This window comes from Catalinimonas alkaloidigena (assembly GCF_900100765.1).
Lineage (GTDB): Bacteria > Bacteroidota > Bacteroidia > Cytophagales > Flexibacteraceae > Mooreia > Mooreia alkaloidigena.
Genome location: NZ_FNFO01000009.1, coordinates 292,356 through 307,771, shown reverse-complemented (window position 1 = coordinate 307,771; position 15,416 = coordinate 292,356). Strand labels below are relative to the sequence as shown.

Annotated in this window: 13 protein-coding genes; 4 read left to right on the top strand and 9 right to left on the bottom strand. The window is 56.0% G+C overall.

Translation table 11 applies throughout. From position 1 onward, the window contains the following. Positions 1-36: 36 nt before the first annotated feature. Together BLR44_RS21125 and BLR44_RS21120 are read right to left on the bottom strand one after the other, a co-directional pair. Positions 37-714, bottom strand: coding sequence for an energy transducer TonB (locus BLR44_RS21125; protein ID WP_089685836.1), 678 nt, complete (start codon positions 712-714; stop codon positions 37-39). 94 nt (positions 715-808) lie between these two features. Then, a complete protein-coding gene (locus BLR44_RS21120; protein WP_089685834.1) occupies positions 809-2,704 on the bottom strand; it encodes a T9SS type B sorting domain-containing protein in 1,896 nt (631 codons plus the stop codon). Between the two features lie 79 nt (positions 2,705-2,783). Here BLR44_RS21120 and rlmD point away from each other — a divergent pair, with 79 nt between their 5' ends. Both rlmD and BLR44_RS21110 read left to right on the top strand, forming a co-directional pair. Next, on the top strand, positions 2,784-4,217 hold the full coding sequence (gene rlmD, locus BLR44_RS21115; RefSeq protein ID WP_176956148.1) for a 23S rRNA (uracil(1939)-C(5))-methyltransferase RlmD: 1,434 nt from the start codon (positions 2,784-2,786) through the stop codon (positions 4,215-4,217). Positions 4,218-4,219: 2 nt separating this feature from the next. Next, positions 4,220-4,588, top strand: a complete 369-nt coding sequence (locus BLR44_RS21110) for a hypothetical protein (RefSeq protein WP_089685831.1) — start codon at positions 4,220-4,222, stop codon at positions 4,586-4,588. Positions 4,589-4,600: 12 nt separating this feature from the next. Here the strand turns inward: BLR44_RS21110 and BLR44_RS21105 are convergent, their stop codons facing one another. Next, the gene (locus tag BLR44_RS21105; protein ID WP_089685829.1) at positions 4,601-5,197 is read right to left on the bottom strand and encodes a pyridoxamine 5'-phosphate oxidase family protein; all 597 of its coding nucleotides are present in this window, start codon (positions 5,195-5,197) and stop codon (positions 4,601-4,603) included. Positions 5,198-5,278: 81 nt separating this feature from the next. Here BLR44_RS21105 and BLR44_RS21100 point away from each other — a divergent pair, with 81 nt between their 5' ends. Beyond that, entirely contained in the window at positions 5,279-6,055 is a 777-nt protein-coding gene (locus tag BLR44_RS21100; protein ID WP_089685827.1) for a glucose 1-dehydrogenase, read from the top strand. Between the two features lie 58 nt (positions 6,056-6,113). Here the strand turns inward: BLR44_RS21100 and BLR44_RS21095 are convergent, their stop codons facing one another. Further along, a complete protein-coding gene (locus tag BLR44_RS21095; RefSeq protein ID WP_089685825.1) occupies positions 6,114-6,311 on the bottom strand; it encodes a hypothetical protein in 198 nt (65 codons plus the stop codon). A 200-nt stretch (positions 6,312-6,511) separates the two neighbouring features. After that, complete coding sequence (gene thiL / locus BLR44_RS21090; protein WP_089685823.1) at positions 6,512-7,552, bottom strand: thiamine-phosphate kinase; 1,041 nt, start codon at positions 7,550-7,552, stop codon at positions 6,512-6,514. Between the two features lie 88 nt (positions 7,553-7,640). Between thiL and BLR44_RS28935 the strand changes: the two genes are divergently transcribed. Beyond that, positions 7,641-7,784: a hypothetical protein gene (locus BLR44_RS28935; RefSeq protein WP_176956147.1), complete on the top strand. Its 144-nt coding sequence runs from the start codon at positions 7,641-7,643 to the stop codon at positions 7,782-7,784. 72 nt (positions 7,785-7,856) lie between these two features. Here the strand turns inward: BLR44_RS28935 and BLR44_RS21085 are convergent, their stop codons facing one another. From BLR44_RS21085 to BLR44_RS21070, 4 genes are all read right to left on the bottom strand, one after another. After that, a complete protein-coding gene (locus BLR44_RS21085; RefSeq protein ID WP_089685821.1) occupies positions 7,857-8,429 on the bottom strand; it encodes a 50S ribosomal protein L25/general stress protein Ctc in 573 nt (190 codons plus the stop codon). Positions 8,430-8,448: 19 nt separating this feature from the next. Beyond that, a complete protein-coding gene (locus BLR44_RS21080; RefSeq protein ID WP_089685819.1) occupies positions 8,449-9,378 on the bottom strand; it encodes a ribose-phosphate pyrophosphokinase in 930 nt (309 codons plus the stop codon). 153 nt (positions 9,379-9,531) lie between these two features. Further along, positions 9,532-13,038 (bottom strand): two-component regulator propeller domain-containing protein, encoded by a 3,507-nt coding sequence (locus BLR44_RS21075; RefSeq protein ID WP_218127137.1) that lies wholly within the window; start codon positions 13,036-13,038, stop codon positions 9,532-9,534. 148 nt (positions 13,039-13,186) lie between these two features. Next, on the bottom strand, positions 13,187-15,259 hold the full coding sequence (locus tag BLR44_RS21070) for a thioredoxin domain-containing protein (protein ID WP_089685816.1): 2,073 nt from the start codon (positions 15,257-15,259) through the stop codon (positions 13,187-13,189). Positions 15,260-15,416: the final 157 nt, after the last annotated feature.

Genomic DNA, 15,416 nt, shown 5'->3' with positions numbered 1-15,416 from the left:
GCCGCAAAGTAACGGCATCATGCGCAGTCAGGCAATCTATCGGCGCAAGGTAAATCGAATCGGCACCACCATCCGCACACGTACCGGTCGCCCACGCTGCCGGCCGGGTTGCCACGCCGGCGCGCTCCTGACCACCCGCAGGGCTTCTTCGTCGCAGCCGTACCCGATGCCTTTGGCCACTTGTACGTCGGTCAGGGCCCCATCTTTTTCTACGACAAACTGGACGTAAACCGTGCCACTGATCTGTTCGCGCTGCGCCCGGTCCGGATAGCGCAACTTCTTTTGCAACCAGGGGTAAAAGCGGTCGGATTGGGGTTGCTCATCTGCAAAATCGATAATGGGTTCCTCCTGCCCCAACGTTTCGTCGGGGACTGCGGCCGTCAGGGCGATCGCTACGGCAGGATCGTCAACAATCGGTGGCTCCACCAGCAAGGTAGAATCCAACGGGAACCAATCATCCACCTCAACCACTTCGGCCGCAGGCTTTTTGGTTTCTTGCCGAGGTTGTTCGGGCAGCTTGGGCTTGGGCGGTTCCAGTTGCGTCACCGGGGCGGTAAAAATCGGCTCTTCGAGGGGCGGTAGCACCATTACCAACGGTTCGGTGACGGCCGTACGCATTTCGAAAGCACAGATGACCAGGCCCAGGCTGGTGACCAGCCCTATGCTGAAAAACAGGGAGCGTTGACGATACCAGGGAAAAGGTTGCGGTTTCATAAGCGAGGTGTTTTTCTCTTCTAATCCTCGCCTTCGCGAAAAGTCACGGCGCACAGCGGCGCAAACGCTATGCTACTTTGTTGGCTCCTGACGATCAGCGCAATAGCGTGATGCTCCCCCGATAGGCCTGATCGGTAAAACGAATGAAATAGAAATACACCCCGGCCGGGAGTTCGGCGCCATCCCAGCGAATGTCGCGCGATTCGGTGCGGTACACCAGCTTGCCCCAGCGGTTGTAGACTTCCATGAAGGAAAACTGACTGATGCAATTGTCGATGGGCAGCGTGGGAATGGTGTACGCATCGTTCCTGCCATCGCCGTTGGGGCTGAACACGTTGGGAGGCTCGAAGTTGGCGACTTCCGATATTCGGTCGCTCAGCATCAGGTGCACCCGTAGCGTATCGATAGCGCGGACAAAACAGGGGTCGTCCTGCAGGGTGAACACCATCTCGAACTCGCGGCGCTCTCCCAACAAAAGGCTACAGTCCGGCTGCCAGCGAAATTCGGTACTGACCGCTCCCTGGCCTTCCACCGGAGTAAATTGCATGCCGTAGTCTTCAAACGAAAATCCGATGCCCCGGCCGCTGAGCACCAGCCGATTCTGGTCGGCATCGGTGCCATCCAACCGGAACACGATTTCGTCGCCAATGTAGCGCAACAACGTCCGCTCTCCGTATTCGGGTGCATCGACCGCAAGCACCGGCGCCTGGTTTTCTTCCGCACTCAGCCGAAAATAGAGGGTCAGGGTATCGACCTTGGGCAAAGGGCAACCGTCGTCGGCGGCATACAGATTTACCTGGTAGATGCCCCGCGGATTGTTACAATCAGGACCGCATACCTGAAACGTGGCCGTGTCGCCGGCACCGGTCAGCAAGAAACTACTTTGCGACGTCAGCGAAGTCACGGGCTCGAAATTGACTGCCTCGGCCGTAACCGTCACGCGCTCCAGAAAGTCGTTATCCGTTAAAAAAACGTCGAAACAAGGGCTCTGCCAGGGAAATATGTCCAGCGTATCGCCGGGGCGATAGAGCGGCCCCGCGCCCCCCTTCTCGCGCGAAGCGGTACTCAATTGCATCAGCGGCGCATCGTTGCGGGGACAGTCGAGAACCAGGAGCTGAAAATCGCGCTGCACCAGCCCGATGAACTGCCCGTCTCGGTACTCTTCACAAATGATAGAATAGAGGTAAAGACCTGGCTGCGAAGGGCTTACTTGCATACGGCCGGTCAGGCTGTCGATGGCCAGCGTCGGCCTGCCCAGAATGGCCGCTGCCGAGTCGTAGCCTTGTTCCCACTGCACCGGTCGGTAGGGCGCAGGTTGTGGCTCGCTCAAAAACGGGTAAAACTGGTCGGTATGGCCCCATTTGGGCGTGGCCATCCGGTACCGCAGCTCGTCGCCATCGGGATCGGTAGCGCTAAAGTCGAACGAAAAATATTCGCCAACGCAGGCATATTCTCCGTACGGAATCGCAAACTCCGGTGAGGAATTGACCACGTCGCGGTGTTGGGGTTTGTCGTACACGGCCGGAAACTCCATGTAAAAGGTCATGCCCGTTCCTCCCGGCAGAAATAAGTTGACGATGTGGGTATTGCGGCAGCACCGTTCCCACGAAACGTAGTAACCTGCCGGGTCGTTGTACTTGCTCGGCGAAAGCTGCAAGCGTTCGGTATAACGGATCTGCCGCGTACGCAAGTCGCTCCGCACGCACACGGGGTTGACGTACACTACCTGCTTGGATTCGTCACGTTTCAGCGTGACGCGGTCCACCAGTTGGTGGGTCGCTTTGGAATAGATGCCGACGTCCACCGCGGCGTCTTCCGCGCCCGGGTTTCCGTAGAAATCGTCGAAGTACAGAAACATGCTCAGCTCGTACTTGGCACCTTCCAGATGGGTCAGCCGCAGCTCTCCTCCCACAATGTGCGTGGCCTGCACATGTACCGTAAACGTCAGGCAGAGTAAGCAAAGAAAAAGGAGGTGGTATCGGTGCTTCATACGCCGCAAAAGAGAAGTACAAGTTAATCAAATTCACTTGCAAATCTTACACCCGTCGGCATTTTGTTACCTTTGCGCCGTGGCTCGAAAACGACAGACGCTGCAAAGCGTAGAAATTCAGAACGTTGCCGCCGAAGGGAAGTGCCTGACGCGGATCAACGACAAAGTAATTTTTGTGGACGGCATCTCGACGACCGACACCAACGCCCCCGGGGTAGCCCCCGGCGACGTAGTCGACCTCCTGATTACCCGCGACCGGAAAAAATTTGCGGAGGCTGTTCCCTTGCACTTCCACCGGCTTTCGCCCCTGCGGGTCGAACCGTTCTGCCAGCACTTCGGAACGTGCGGCGGCTGCCGCTGGCAACACCTGCCCTACGAGACTCAGTTGCAGTTCAAGCAGCAGCAGGTAGCCGACCAGTTGGCGCGGCTGGGCAAAGTCGACCTGCCCCCGCTTCAACCCATTCTCCCCTCCGCCGAAACGCGTTTCTACCGCAACAAGCTGGAATTTACGTTCTCAGATGAGAAGTGGCTGACGCACGCACAGGTTCAATCGGGCGATACGATCGACGACCGGCGGGCGCTGGGTTTCCATGTACCGAAGCGGTTCGATCGGATTCTCGACATTGAGACGTGTTACCTGCAACCCGATCCGTCCAACGCCATCCGGCTGGCCGTACGTCACTACGCGCGGCAACACGGGCTACCGTTCTTCAACCAGCGTCGGCTGGAAGGCTGGCTGCGGAATCTGATTGTTCGCACCACGACCACGGGCGAAGTGATGGTAATCCTTCAGCTCTTCTCCGAAGACGAAACGGCCCGGGTCGGGCTCTTGCAACACCTGCAACAGAACTTCCCGGAAATCACTTCGTTGCAGTACGTGATCAACAATAAAGGCAACGAAACTTTTCACGATCTGGAGGTAAAAACTTACGCGGGGCGCGACCACCTGATCGAACAGATGGAAGACCTGCGCTTCCGCATCGGGCCGACCTCGTTTTTCCAGACCAACGCCCGGCAGGCGCTGGAACTGTACCGCCTCACCCGGCAACTGGCAGGCCTGACGGGTTCGGAGGTGGTGTACGACCTGTATACCGGCACCGGCACCATTGCGCTATTCGTTGCCAAGCAGGCGCAGAAAGTGGTCGGGCTGGAATACGTAGAGGGAGCTGTGGTGGACGCACAGCGCAACGCGGCGCTGAACGGCATTGAACACGCGCACTTTTTTGCGGGGGACATGAAAGACGTACTTACGGAAGCGTTCCTGCATCAGCACGGCGCACCCGACGTCATTATCACCGATCCGCCCCGGGCGGGTATGCACCCCGATGTGGTGGCAACCATCCGCCTCGCCGCTCCGCAGCGCATCGTGTACGTTAGTTGTAACCCCGCGACCCAGGCGCGCGACGTAGCGTTACTCGACGACCTGTACGCCGTCAAGGTTGTTCAACCTGTCGACATGTTCCCCCACACGTGGCATGTCGAGAATATCATGTTGCTTGAAAAGAGATCCTGAGTATGGAAAACAATCCGGAACTGGACGGAAAATACCTCGGCACCATTTCGGCTGACTTCGCCGTTATCGCTGAAACCCTGAAAGAGGCGTCGTATCAACTGCGGAAACGCAACATTTCTCAATACCCCATCTTCCCGATTTGCAAGGAAGAGTTGCCCATCGGAGCCCTGTTGGTCGACCGGAAAGAACTCGTACTGAAGTGGAATTTTTACTTTTCGTTTCTCGAAGAGTTTGTCCAGCGCAAACTGGTAGAAGAAGACAAGGTGCAGGATTTCAAAGAAGTGTATAAAGACGCCGACGAATTCTGCTGCCTGTTCGTGGTCGATGTGGAGTTCACCAATTTTGTGTTCCTCCCCTACCCGGAAGACTGATCCCGACGCCGCCTACGGGCTCACCCACTGACGATGCGGCTCACCGTTTTGGTAGCGGAACTGGGCACGGCGGTGTCCTTCGCGGGAAAGTTGCAGCCAATCGATGAACTGAATCCGGGTTTCAATCCCCACGAAATGCTCGCGCCCTTTTTCACTTTCTTCTTCTGAAGGCAACGTGCCTCTCAAGTGCGCAGGCGTACCCGCTTCGGGCCGTTCGAGGGGCGTCGCGGGCGCGTGGGGCAACAGGTAATCCTTCCGGCTGGCGCGCGACGTTTCCGTCCACAGCCGATCCACTTCCTCTCCCTGCCGATGGAGGGTAGCGTTACCGCCCAAACGAAGTTGGATTTTTCGTTCGGCATCCCAGAACAGCCAGCTCACCACAGGGTTGTGCTTCAGTTCCTGCACTTTGGCAGCCCGCCCGTCCGAATGACACCAAAGCGCTCGCACGTCGGCATCCACCTTCCGCAGCACCACCGTCCGCAACGCAACAAAGTCGTCTAGTCCCCTGGTGCCCAGCGTGCCCGTCCGAAACGGGTGCTCTGCTTCCTGAAGCGCCGTTTGCAAATCGTGCCAGATGTCCTGTTCCAGGTGATGAAGATCGCTCGCCATGCTGTATCCTTTCGGTGAGTTGCTACGTGATGTAAACTACTGTAACAGTAAGCCGCAACGGCCAAAAAAGTTTACGAACCCATGCAACAAACAGAAAATTATCAGGACAAAGTTGTGATTGTGACGGGCGGCGCGCAGGGCATCGGACGGGCTCTGAGCCAGGCGTTCGGGCAGGCCGGCGCAACGGTGATGGTGGCCGACCAGGACGAAGAAGCGCTGGAAGAATGCGCCGCATGGCTGGCAACGCAACAGATTCGCGTGGGCACGAAGGCCTGCGACATGGGAAGTGCAGAGGATGTTAAGCAACTGATTGCCAGCACCGTCGAACGGTTCGGCACGGTAGATATCGTCGTCAACAACGCGGGCATCAGTCGCTTTAAACCCCTCGACACCTTGGAGGTAGAAGAGTTCGACCGCATTCTGGCGGTCAACCTGCGCAGCGTTTTCCTGACGGCCAAATTTGCCGCCCCGCACCTGCGTCGGCAGAAGGGCTGCCTGTTAAACATCGCCTCGACCCGGGCGTTGATGTCGGAACCCCATTCCGAAGGCTACGCGGCCTCGAAAGGCGGCATTGTGGCCCTGACCCACGCTCTGGCCATGAGCCTCAGCCCCGATGTACGCGTCAACGCCATTTCACCGGGTTGGATCGTCACGGACGAGTGGCAGAAGGCAAGTCAACGCAAAAAACCGGAGTTGCGCGACATCGACCACACCCAACATCCCGTCGGGCGGGTGGGTTGGCCGGAAGATATCGCCGCGGCGGCCCTGTACCTGTGTTCGCCAGCGGCCGGGTTTGTCACCGGACAAAATTTGGTTGTCGACGGCGGCATGACCATCAAAATGATTTACGAAGAGTAAACAAAAAAGGCCCCTGGGGGGCCGTAGTGAGGTTGGTGAATAGAAACCAGAAAGCGGTTTAAAAATCGTCGTCCGACTCTTCTTCTTCCTCTTCGTCTTCGGCCCAAGGATCGTACTCCTCGTCGTCAGACTCGTCGAACATACTATCGTCTATTTCTTCCGGGAAACGAAGAATAGAATCTGTCGACTCCTCGTCGTCCTCGTCATACAGATCGTCCTGCATATCATCGTCGTAGCTCATATCGTATTCCTCCATCGTCGTTGAAGTTTAGGTTTGAATGCAAAAGAAAAGAATTAATTCAGACTTCGTCAATGATTCGTGCCACGAAATTTTGTGGCCCGCGTTTTACCCCGTAATCAACTCATTATCAGGCTATTCCATCCCAGCAACCTGACAAACTTTTGAATTACTTGGCTAATAACGCGCGAAGATAACAGGAGGTTAACAGATTGCGATTATTTTTTTTTGAAGTGTTGCCAGCCCTGTGCCTGCAGTGGGCGGCGGTTGCTGCCCCGCGTAATCAGGTACAACCCTTCCTCTGCCTTCCGGACCAGCCCGATGGCGGTGATGTCGGTTTCTTTGCTAATCCGTTCGTAGTCAGCCGGATCGAGCGTAAACAATAGCTCGTAATCTTCGCCGCCGTTCAGCGCGCAGGTGGTGGCGTCGATGCGAAATTCGTCGGCCGCGCGGCCGGTTTCTTCGGCCACCGGAATTTTATCTTCGTTGATGGCAATGCCCACGCCCGAACGATGGCTGATGTGAAACAGCTCCGACGCCAGACCATCCGAAATGTCGATCATGGCCGTAGGGCGGATGCCCAACTCGCGCAATTCGTGAATCAAGTCCATTCGCGCTTCCGGCTTAAGCTGCCGCCCCACGATGTATTCGTACGACTCCAGTTGCGGTTGCATGTTTGGGTTGGCAATAAAAACTTCTTTTTCCCGCTCCAACACCTGAAGTCCCATGTAAGCAGCGCCCAAATCGCCGCTGACGCAAATCACATCGCCGACACGCGCCCCGTTGCGGTAAACCAGCTCGTGCGGCGCAGCGGTGCCGAGGGCGGTCACCGACAGCGTTAGCCCTGCCCCCGAGGCAGTGGTGTCGCCGCCCACCAGGTCGACCTTGTACTGCTCGCAGGCCAGCCGTATGCCGGCGTAGAGTTCTTCTACCGCCTCGACCGAGAAGCGGTTGCTCAGCGCCATGCTAACGGTGATTTGCCGGGGAATGGCGTTCATGGCGGCTACGTCGGACACATTGACGGCCACGGCCTTGTAGCCCAAATGCCGCAGGGGAACGTAGCGCAGGTCAAAGTGGACGCCTTCGGTCAGCAGATCGGTCGTAACCACGGTGCATAGCTCGCCGGTTTGGATCACCGCGGCATCATCGCCAATGCCGTAAACGGTGCTTTCTTGTTGGAGGGTGATTTGCTGTTGCAACCGGTCGATCAACCCAAACTCGCCGATAGCGGCTATTTCTGTGCGTTTTTCTTCTGTCATAATACGAAGTAATTCAATTTCTTACGGGCCAAAGCCTCCGAGGCTGATTAGTGTTATCTTGGCCTTTGGATACTAACTTAACGTACTGATGAAAATTCGGTTTGTCTCGTTGCTGGCGCTGGTAATGGCTTTTGTACTGATTATGGCCTCGTGTGGCGTCGGCAAGTCCCAGTTTGAAACACGCAAAGGGAAACGAAAGATCAAACATTTCAACTCCCTTCAATACGATTGATATACGCCTGGTGGCGAAACAAAAAATCCTGCTTCTGAGAAGCAGGATTTTTTGCGACAGAGTAGATTGGAATTAATCCTGATCCTGTTGTTTGCCACGCAGGGCACGCGGTACTACGACCGACGCAACCGGCAAATTCGGCGACACCAGGAACTCGAAATCTCCGGCTTGGATGTGGCTCACTTTGATGCTTTTGCCAAGGTCCAGGTCCGAAATATCGATGGTGATCTCTTCCGGCATGTTTTTCGGCAGCGCCTTTACGGTAAGTTTCCGCTGCTTCATCATCAGCTTACCCCCTTTTTGCACACCCGGCGAAGTACCTTCTACACGCACCGGAATGTCCATTTTCAGAGGCTTTTTATCGTTCAGCTCCAGAAAGTCGGCATGCATGATAATCTCGCTTACCGGGTGGAACTGGATGTCTTGCAACACGCAATGACGCACGTCACCTTCGATGTTCAGCTCTACAAAGTAAGCGTTCGGTGTGTACACCAGATCGCGGAAAAGGATCATCGGCGAGTAGAAGTGAACTTCTCCTTTACCGCCGTATACCACGCAAGGTACATTGCCTTCCGCACGTAAAGCCTTGGATTCGGCTTTTCCGAGATTTGCTCTTTTAAACCCTATAATCTCGACACTTTTCATATGAATTGGAATTTAGTAATTACACAAACAGAGAACTGATGGACTCGTGGCCGTGCACACGCTTGATGGCCTCTGCGAACAGATCTGCCACGGTCAACACCTTTATTTTTTGCGTTGAGTTACGCTGAGGAATGGTATCGGTTACCACCATTTCTTCCAGCGCCGACGCTTCAATTTTCTGGCAGGCATCGCCGGATAGAATCGGATGCGTGCACACCGCCCGGACCGAACGGGCTCCTTTTTCTTTCAACAGGGCAGCAGCCCGGCAAATGGTCCCCGCCGTATCGACGATGTCATCGACCAACACCACGTCGCGTCCTTCCACATCACCGATGACCTGCATGGCGGCCACTTCGTTAGCGCGTTTCCGCTGCTTGTCGCACACCACCATGTCTACGGCAAAGTGTTTCGCGAAGCTGCGCGCACGCCCTACCCCCCCCACGTCGGGCGCGGCGAAGATCATGTCTTTCAGTTGCAGTTGTTCCAGCCATGGGAAGAAAATAGCCGAGCCATCCAGATGATCTACCGGAAAATCGAAAAAGCCCTGAATCTGGCCCGCGTGCAGGTCACAGGTCATAAGACGGTCCGCGCCGGCTGCCGACAGCAGGTTGGCCACCAGCTTGGCGGCAATGGCCACCCGGGGTTTGTCTTTTCGGTCCTGCCGGGCGTACCCGAAATAAGGCATCACCACCGTCACGTACGCCGCCGACGCACGCCGGGCCGCGTCGATCAGCAGCAAAAGCTCCATCAGGTTGTCGGCCGGAGGAAACGTCGATTGTACCAGGTACACTTCGTCGCCTCGGATCGACTCCTTATAATAAGGAGACATTTCACCATCGTTAAACTTTTGGACATCTACAGCACCCAGGGGCTTACCGTAACAGGCGGCCATCTTCTCGGCCAAGTACAGCGAGCTGGTACCTGAAAAGATTTTTACCCGACTGGTCATGTTAAGATCCTGGGAAAGATGATTGCGTTTGACGTACGTCACCGGAGTTGGGTAGTAAGTGGTCGGTTCAGAAAAGGAGCCGCAAAAATAGAAGTTATTTTTTGCTTTATCAATGCAAACGTTAGGATTGCGGCCCACGCACGGCCAGTAGCGCTACAGACGCCGCAAAGGCACTTCTCGTTTCATCCCGGAGAGCGCTTTATGCTGCAGGGGGGTGATCTTAAGGCCCGGCTCGGTCATACGCATGCCGATAACGAGCACATCGTCGATTTGAGGCGAGCCTCCCATCCAGCTTCTGAACTCTTCGCCCAGGGCATGGTACTGCGCATCGGCCGGCAGGTGTGCCAATGAGCTCAGAAACTTCTTGAACCGTTTCACCATGTACTTCCGGTCGCTGCCCCCCCCGAACTGATCCGTAAATCCATCCGAGAACAGGTAGATCATGTCCCCTTTTTCGAGATCGATCTCATAGGGCGTAAACTGTTTGGGAGAGTTGAGGGCCAGTTGCCCGATGCCGACGCCGCAGCGATCAGCCGCGATTTCGATCAGCTCGCCGTCGCGTACGATCCACAACGGGCGATGCGCCCCCGCGAAACGCAGCTTGCCCGAAGGCCGATGGAAGCTACACAACGCAACGTCCATCCCGTCACGGGCCTGGCGACCGTTCTGTTGCAGGACGTTCAGCACAGCTTCGTCGAGTCGCTTCAGAATCTCCGTGGGCTCCACGATGCCCATCTCATCAACGATTTTGTTAAGCTGGGAATAGCCGATCAGCGACATAAACGCGCCCGGAACGCCGTGTCCGGTACAGTCGATAGCTGCCACCAAGAGGTGATCGTTCTTCTCCGTAAACCAGTAAAAGTCCCCGCTGACGATGTCTTTGGGTTTGAAAAACACGAACGACTCGGGAAAGTGCGACGACAACCGCTGGCGCGCTGGCAGAATGGACCGCTGGATACGCTGCGCGTAGTAGATACTGTCCAGAATCTTATTGTTTTTGTCCTCGATTTCGAGGTTTTTCTGCTTCACCTCTTCGACCGTCATCGCCAGTTCTTCGTTGATCTGGTCGGTACGTTGCTTCTCCCGTTTGATCTGCGCACTCTGTTCCAGCACCTGCTGGTTCTTGAGGTGCAATTCGCGGGTGCGCGCTTCGACCAGCCCTTCCAGTTTGCGCTTCTGGGCCTGAATCCGTTGGATGCGCACGCCGTAGCCCAAAATGACCATGACGACCAGCCCGGAGAGCGTGAGGCCCCGGAACCAACCTGTCCGGTAAAAAGGCGGCGGAATGACAAGCTGCATGGTCGCTCCTACTTCGTTCCAGAAGTTATCGTTGTTCGAGGCTTTTACCCGAAACGTGTATTTGCCTGGGTCGAGGTTGGTGTAGCTAGCGTAACGACGGTCGTCCGAGTAAATCCAGTCTTCGTCAAAAGGCTCCAGCTTGTAGGCGTAACGGTTCTTTTCCGGACTTGTAAAGTTGAGCGCCGCAAACTCGAACGCGATGTAGTTGTCGGTATGCTTCAGCTCGATCGCCTCCATCTCGGAGATATCCCGATCGAACTCCACCTTGCGGTCGAATTTTTTGAAGGCCGTCAGCACCACCGGCGGGATGTACATATTGCGCTGAATTTTAGACGGATCGAAGATGTTCAACCCTTTGATGCCGCCAAAAAACAACTGGCCCTTGGCATTCTGGAAGCAGGCACCGGTATTGAATTCGTTGCTTTGCAGGCCATCGGCCACGTCGTAATTATGGAAGGTCCCGTTCGAACTCAACTGCGAAAGGCCCTGGTTGTGGCTTACCCAAATGGAACTGTCGCGGTCGGCCAGAATGCAGTACGTACCCTGATTGATTAGCCCCTCTTTCGCCGTGAAATAGTAGAATTTTTCTTCTTTCCGATCGAAACGGCAAATGCCCGTTCCGTACGAAGTCATCCAGATGTCGCCCTTCAGATCCCGGCACACGCTGTACACCGCATCGGGTCCACTGAGCGAATTTTGCGGATCGTGCACGTAATTCTTGAACACATTGGTGCGGGGGTTGAAATGAGTCAATCCGCTTTGCGTGCCGATCCAGAGGGTGCTGTCGGCAGGGTCAAGTAGAATTTTATAAATCCGGTTGCTCTGAATGGCGTTGGCATCGGGCAGCAGCGAAGCGCGGTAAACGGTATCGAACGACGCCGTAGCAAAGTCGGCGATGTTGAACTTGCTCATGCCCCCGGCATACGTCCCGATCCACAACACGCCTTTCTCACCCTCGCACAAGGTCCGCACCTGGTTGCCGTTGGGTGCCAGCGCGGGAAGGTTGAGGTTGGAAAACGAACCGTCCGGATTCAGGCGGCTGACGCCACGGTCGGTGCCCACCCACAGGGTGCTGTCGCTGGCCCGCAGGATGCAATACACGTTGTCGTCACCCAGAGTAAGCTGATCGGCCGGATTATGCCGGAAGAGCTTGAACTTACCCGTGGTTTTGTCGTACATGTTCAGCCCTTCGCTCGTGCCGATCCACATCGGGCCGTTTTCCTCGTCGTAGATGGCCGTAACGTAGTTGCTACTCAGCGCGTCGGGTCGGGGGCTGCTGCGGATGGTGACAAACTGCTGGATCTGAGGATCGTACTTGTTCAGGCCGGCGCCCTGCAGCCCCACCCACAGAATGCCGGAACGCGCCACCAATAGGCAACTGACCTGGTTACGTCCCAGGCTTTCGGGATCGCCCACGTCGTGCCGGTAGATGGTAAACTCTCCGGTCTTCACGTTGTAATACTTCAGCCCTTCGTTTTCGGTACCGATCCACAGGTTGCCTTCGGTGCTGCGGCACAAGGCATTCACCTGCTTTTGAATCAGGTTACCCGTCGCCATCAGCGTATTTTCCGCATTCTGGAACAGTTCCGTGGCACGGTCGAATTTGTACAGGCCACTGCCTGTGCCCACCCAGAGCGTCCCGTTGTCGTCGCCCACAAGGCAGAAGACTTCGTTAAAGCTGAGCGTCAGTACCGGCGAAGTCGTCGCGTCCGAAACGCGCGCGTAATTGACGAACGTTTTGGTATCGCGGTTCATCCGGTTCAGCCCCCCACGCGTGCCCACCCAGAGTTGCTGTAGCTTGTCTTCGTAGATCGTGTAGACGTAATCGTGGCTGATCGTGGTCGGATTATCCTTGGCGGCCAGGTAGCGCGAAAACGCCCCGGTTTTCTTGTTGTAGCTGTTGAGTCCCTTCTGCGTGCCGATCCAGATCACGCCTGATTTATCCTGAAACAGGGAAGTGATCGAGTTATTACTCAGGCTGTTGGAATTGTTCGGCTGGTAGTAGAAACGCTTGAATCCCCGCGACCGGTAACTGAATACGTTCAGGCCATCGTTGGTACCCACCCAAATGTCGCCGTCCTGATCGACCAGAAGCGCTTCAATGCGACTACTGGAGAGCGAGAAGGAATCGCCCCGGACCGAACGAAACACTTCGAAGGCGTAGCCGTCGTAGCGGTTCAACCCATCTTTCGTACCGATCCACAAGAAGCCGCGCTGATCCTGCACCACGGCCTGCACGGAGCTTTGCGAAAGGCCCTGTTCGATCGAGATGGATTCAAAGCGGACGTGAGGCTGTTGTACGGCGGCCGGCAACTGCGCAAAAGCGGTGTTTCCCTGCAGGGTGACAGCCCACCAAAGCACGGCCAAGGCGATCTGTGCTTTCAGGCAAACATTCAATTTCCCCCGCATGTTGTCTCGACACACCATATAAGGATATAAAAATAATCAATCAAACGGTACTGCCAATGCCACAGTGCCTTATCCTCTGAAAGTTGTTAAGAACACACTCTTACTTCCCGGAATAATCATAAATCTGTCGCCAAGCCTCTTCTACGTTCTGCACGGGCAACTGGCATGTCTGGTTATAGCAGACATAGAAGGTAGTCTCGCCCCCGACGGCCGTACGGTTTTGCAACAAAGGCCAGGTTGCGGTCGAGTAGCCCGACGAATTTTCCGACATTTCAACGTCGGACCCGTTTCCGGAGACACGACCCGCCACGACTTTGTTGGGATGGTAGCGACGCTCCAGGGCGGCGCTTTTCTGCAACGCTTCCGGCCCCACAACCGCCACCTCGGCGGTAGGAGAAGCCAGGCTTGTGTACAAACTCGCCCAATTGGACAGGTACCGCAGGTCGCGTTCCAACAGTGGCACTAGGTGCGCTACCTGCCGCCGCACGATGGTACGAAACTCAGGTTCGTCCAACAGAAAACTGAGGTCGTACAGATTGCGCGCCATGAGCGAATTCGAGGCCGGAATGACGTTGTCGAACAGTTCTTTCCGGGGGGCAATGAGGGCTTCGGCCTGCCGCGATGAGAAGAAGAAAAAACCGTCGTCCGGGTCGTAAAAATGTTCAATTACATATTGTGTGTGTTGCCGGGCCGCCTGTAACCACACATCGTCGAACGTGACCTGATACAGGGCCACATACGCCTGAATAACAGCGGCATAATCTTCCAGATATCCTTCGTGCATGGCGCGGCCGGGCTGGTAACTTCGGTACAGCCGGGGGCCTTCGGTCAGGTGAGTTTGCAGAAAGCGGGCGTTTCGTAACGCGAGTTGCAAAAATGCGTCCGTCCTGAAGACCCGATACGCATCCACCAATCCCTTTAGCATCAGGCCGTTCCAACCAGCCAGAAGTTTAGTATCCAGCCCCGGACGGGGGCGTTTCGCCCGTAAGGTTCGTAATTTTTCCTCGTGCTGCGCCAGTTGCGCAGCCCAGGAGTGCGGGTCGAGTCCGTTTGCACTGGCAAACGCATCAGCGGTCTGATCGCGGAACAAAATGTTGTAGCCGTGCTCCCAGTTTCCGTCCGGCGTGGCGTGGTAAAAGTTTGCAAACAACGGCAAGTCGTCGCCCAACGCCAGCTCCAGTTCCTCCCAGGTCCAGACGTAGAACTTTCCTTCTTCTCCCTCGCTATCAGCGTCCAGGGCGGCATAAAACCCACCTTCAGGACTGGTCAGTTCGCGTTGCACAAACGCAATGGTCGCTTCTACCACCTGGCGGAAAGTCGGGTCGCCGGTCACCAGAAACGCGTCGGCGTAGAGGCTGACGAGCTGTCCATTGTCGTAGAGCATCTTTTCGAAGTGCGGCGCAAACCACCGGGCATCGACCGAGTAGCGCGCAAAGCCGCCGCCCAGCTGATCGTAAATGCCGCCGTAGGCCATCTCCCGCAGCGTCAGCACAACGTGGTCGAGCGCTTCCTGTGCCCCGGTCAGGTAGTGGTAGCGCAACAGAAACTGGTAGATGGACGGCATCGGAAATTTGGGCGCGCCCTGTGTACCGCCCCGCTTCGTGTCGAACTGCCGGACCAGCGTCTGGAAACTGCCCTCCAGCCACTCGGCCGTAAAACGCTCTTCGGCCGGCGTTACGCCGTACTTTTCCAGGTCGGAGCGTTGCAAAACGTCCGTGAGTTGCGCCGCCGAGCGCTCCAACTCGGTGCGTTGCGTCTGAAACGCGCCGGCCACCTGTTGTAACAACCGCCCCCACTGCGCCGGTGGGTAGTACGTACAGCCGTAAAAAGGACGCTGGTCAGGCAACAGGAACACATTCAGCGGCCAGCCGCCCTGGATGTCCATCGTCTGTACCGCTTCCATGTAGACCTGATCTACGTCGGGGCGCTCTTCGCGGTCCACCTTGATGCACACAAATTTTTCGTTCATCAAGCGCGCAATGGCCTCGTTTTCAAACGATTCTCGCTCCATCACGTGGCACCAGTGGCACGCCGAATAGCCGATGCTCAGCAAAATGAGCTTGTCTTCACGCCGGGCGGTCTCCAGGGCTTCTTCGCCCCACGGATACCAATCCACCGGGTTGTGGGCGTGTTGCTGTAAATAGGGGCTGGTTTCCTGGGCAAGTCGGTTCATAAAAAACTTGGGCTGAGCGCGTTAGTAGTTAAGACGATGAATACGCAAAAAACGAAGGTCCGTTCATCAAAAAATAATCTCCGGGAAATAGAGACGTAAATCAAGCAAAAATCATTCGCAAATGGCCCGCTTTGGCTAAACTTGCTATCATTTGTCT

Coding starts and splice junctions, on each gene's coding strand:
- BLR44_RS21125 (WP_089685836.1), bottom strand. CDS start 714: ATGAAACCGCAACCTTTTCCCTGGTATCGTCAACGCTCCCTGTTTTTC.
- BLR44_RS21120 (WP_089685834.1), bottom strand. CDS start 2,704: ATGAAGCACCGATACCACCTCCTTTTTCTTTGCTTACTCTGCCTGACG.
- BLR44_RS21110 (WP_089685831.1), top strand. CDS start 4,220: ATGGAAAACAATCCGGAACTGGACGGAAAATACCTCGGCACCATTTCG.
- BLR44_RS21105 (WP_089685829.1), bottom strand. CDS start 5,197: ATGGCGAGCGATCTTCATCACCTGGAACAGGACATCTGGCACGATTTG.
- BLR44_RS21100 (WP_089685827.1), top strand. CDS start 5,279: ATGCAACAAACAGAAAATTATCAGGACAAAGTTGTGATTGTGACGGGC.
- BLR44_RS21095 (WP_089685825.1), bottom strand. CDS start 6,311: ATGGAGGAATACGATATGAGCTACGACGATGATATGCAGGACGATCTG.
- thiL (WP_089685823.1), bottom strand. CDS start 7,552: ATGACAGAAGAAAAACGCACAGAAATAGCCGCTATCGGCGAGTTTGGG.
- BLR44_RS28935 (WP_176956147.1), top strand. CDS start 7,641: ATGAAAATTCGGTTTGTCTCGTTGCTGGCGCTGGTAATGGCTTTTGTA.
- BLR44_RS21085 (WP_089685821.1), bottom strand. CDS start 8,429: ATGAAAAGTGTCGAGATTATAGGGTTTAAAAGAGCAAATCTCGGAAAA.
- BLR44_RS21080 (WP_089685819.1), bottom strand. CDS start 9,378: ATGACCAGTCGGGTAAAAATCTTTTCAGGTACCAGCTCGCTGTACTTG.
- BLR44_RS21070 (WP_089685816.1), bottom strand. CDS start 15,259: ATGAACCGACTTGCCCAGGAAACCAGCCCCTATTTACAGCAACACGCC.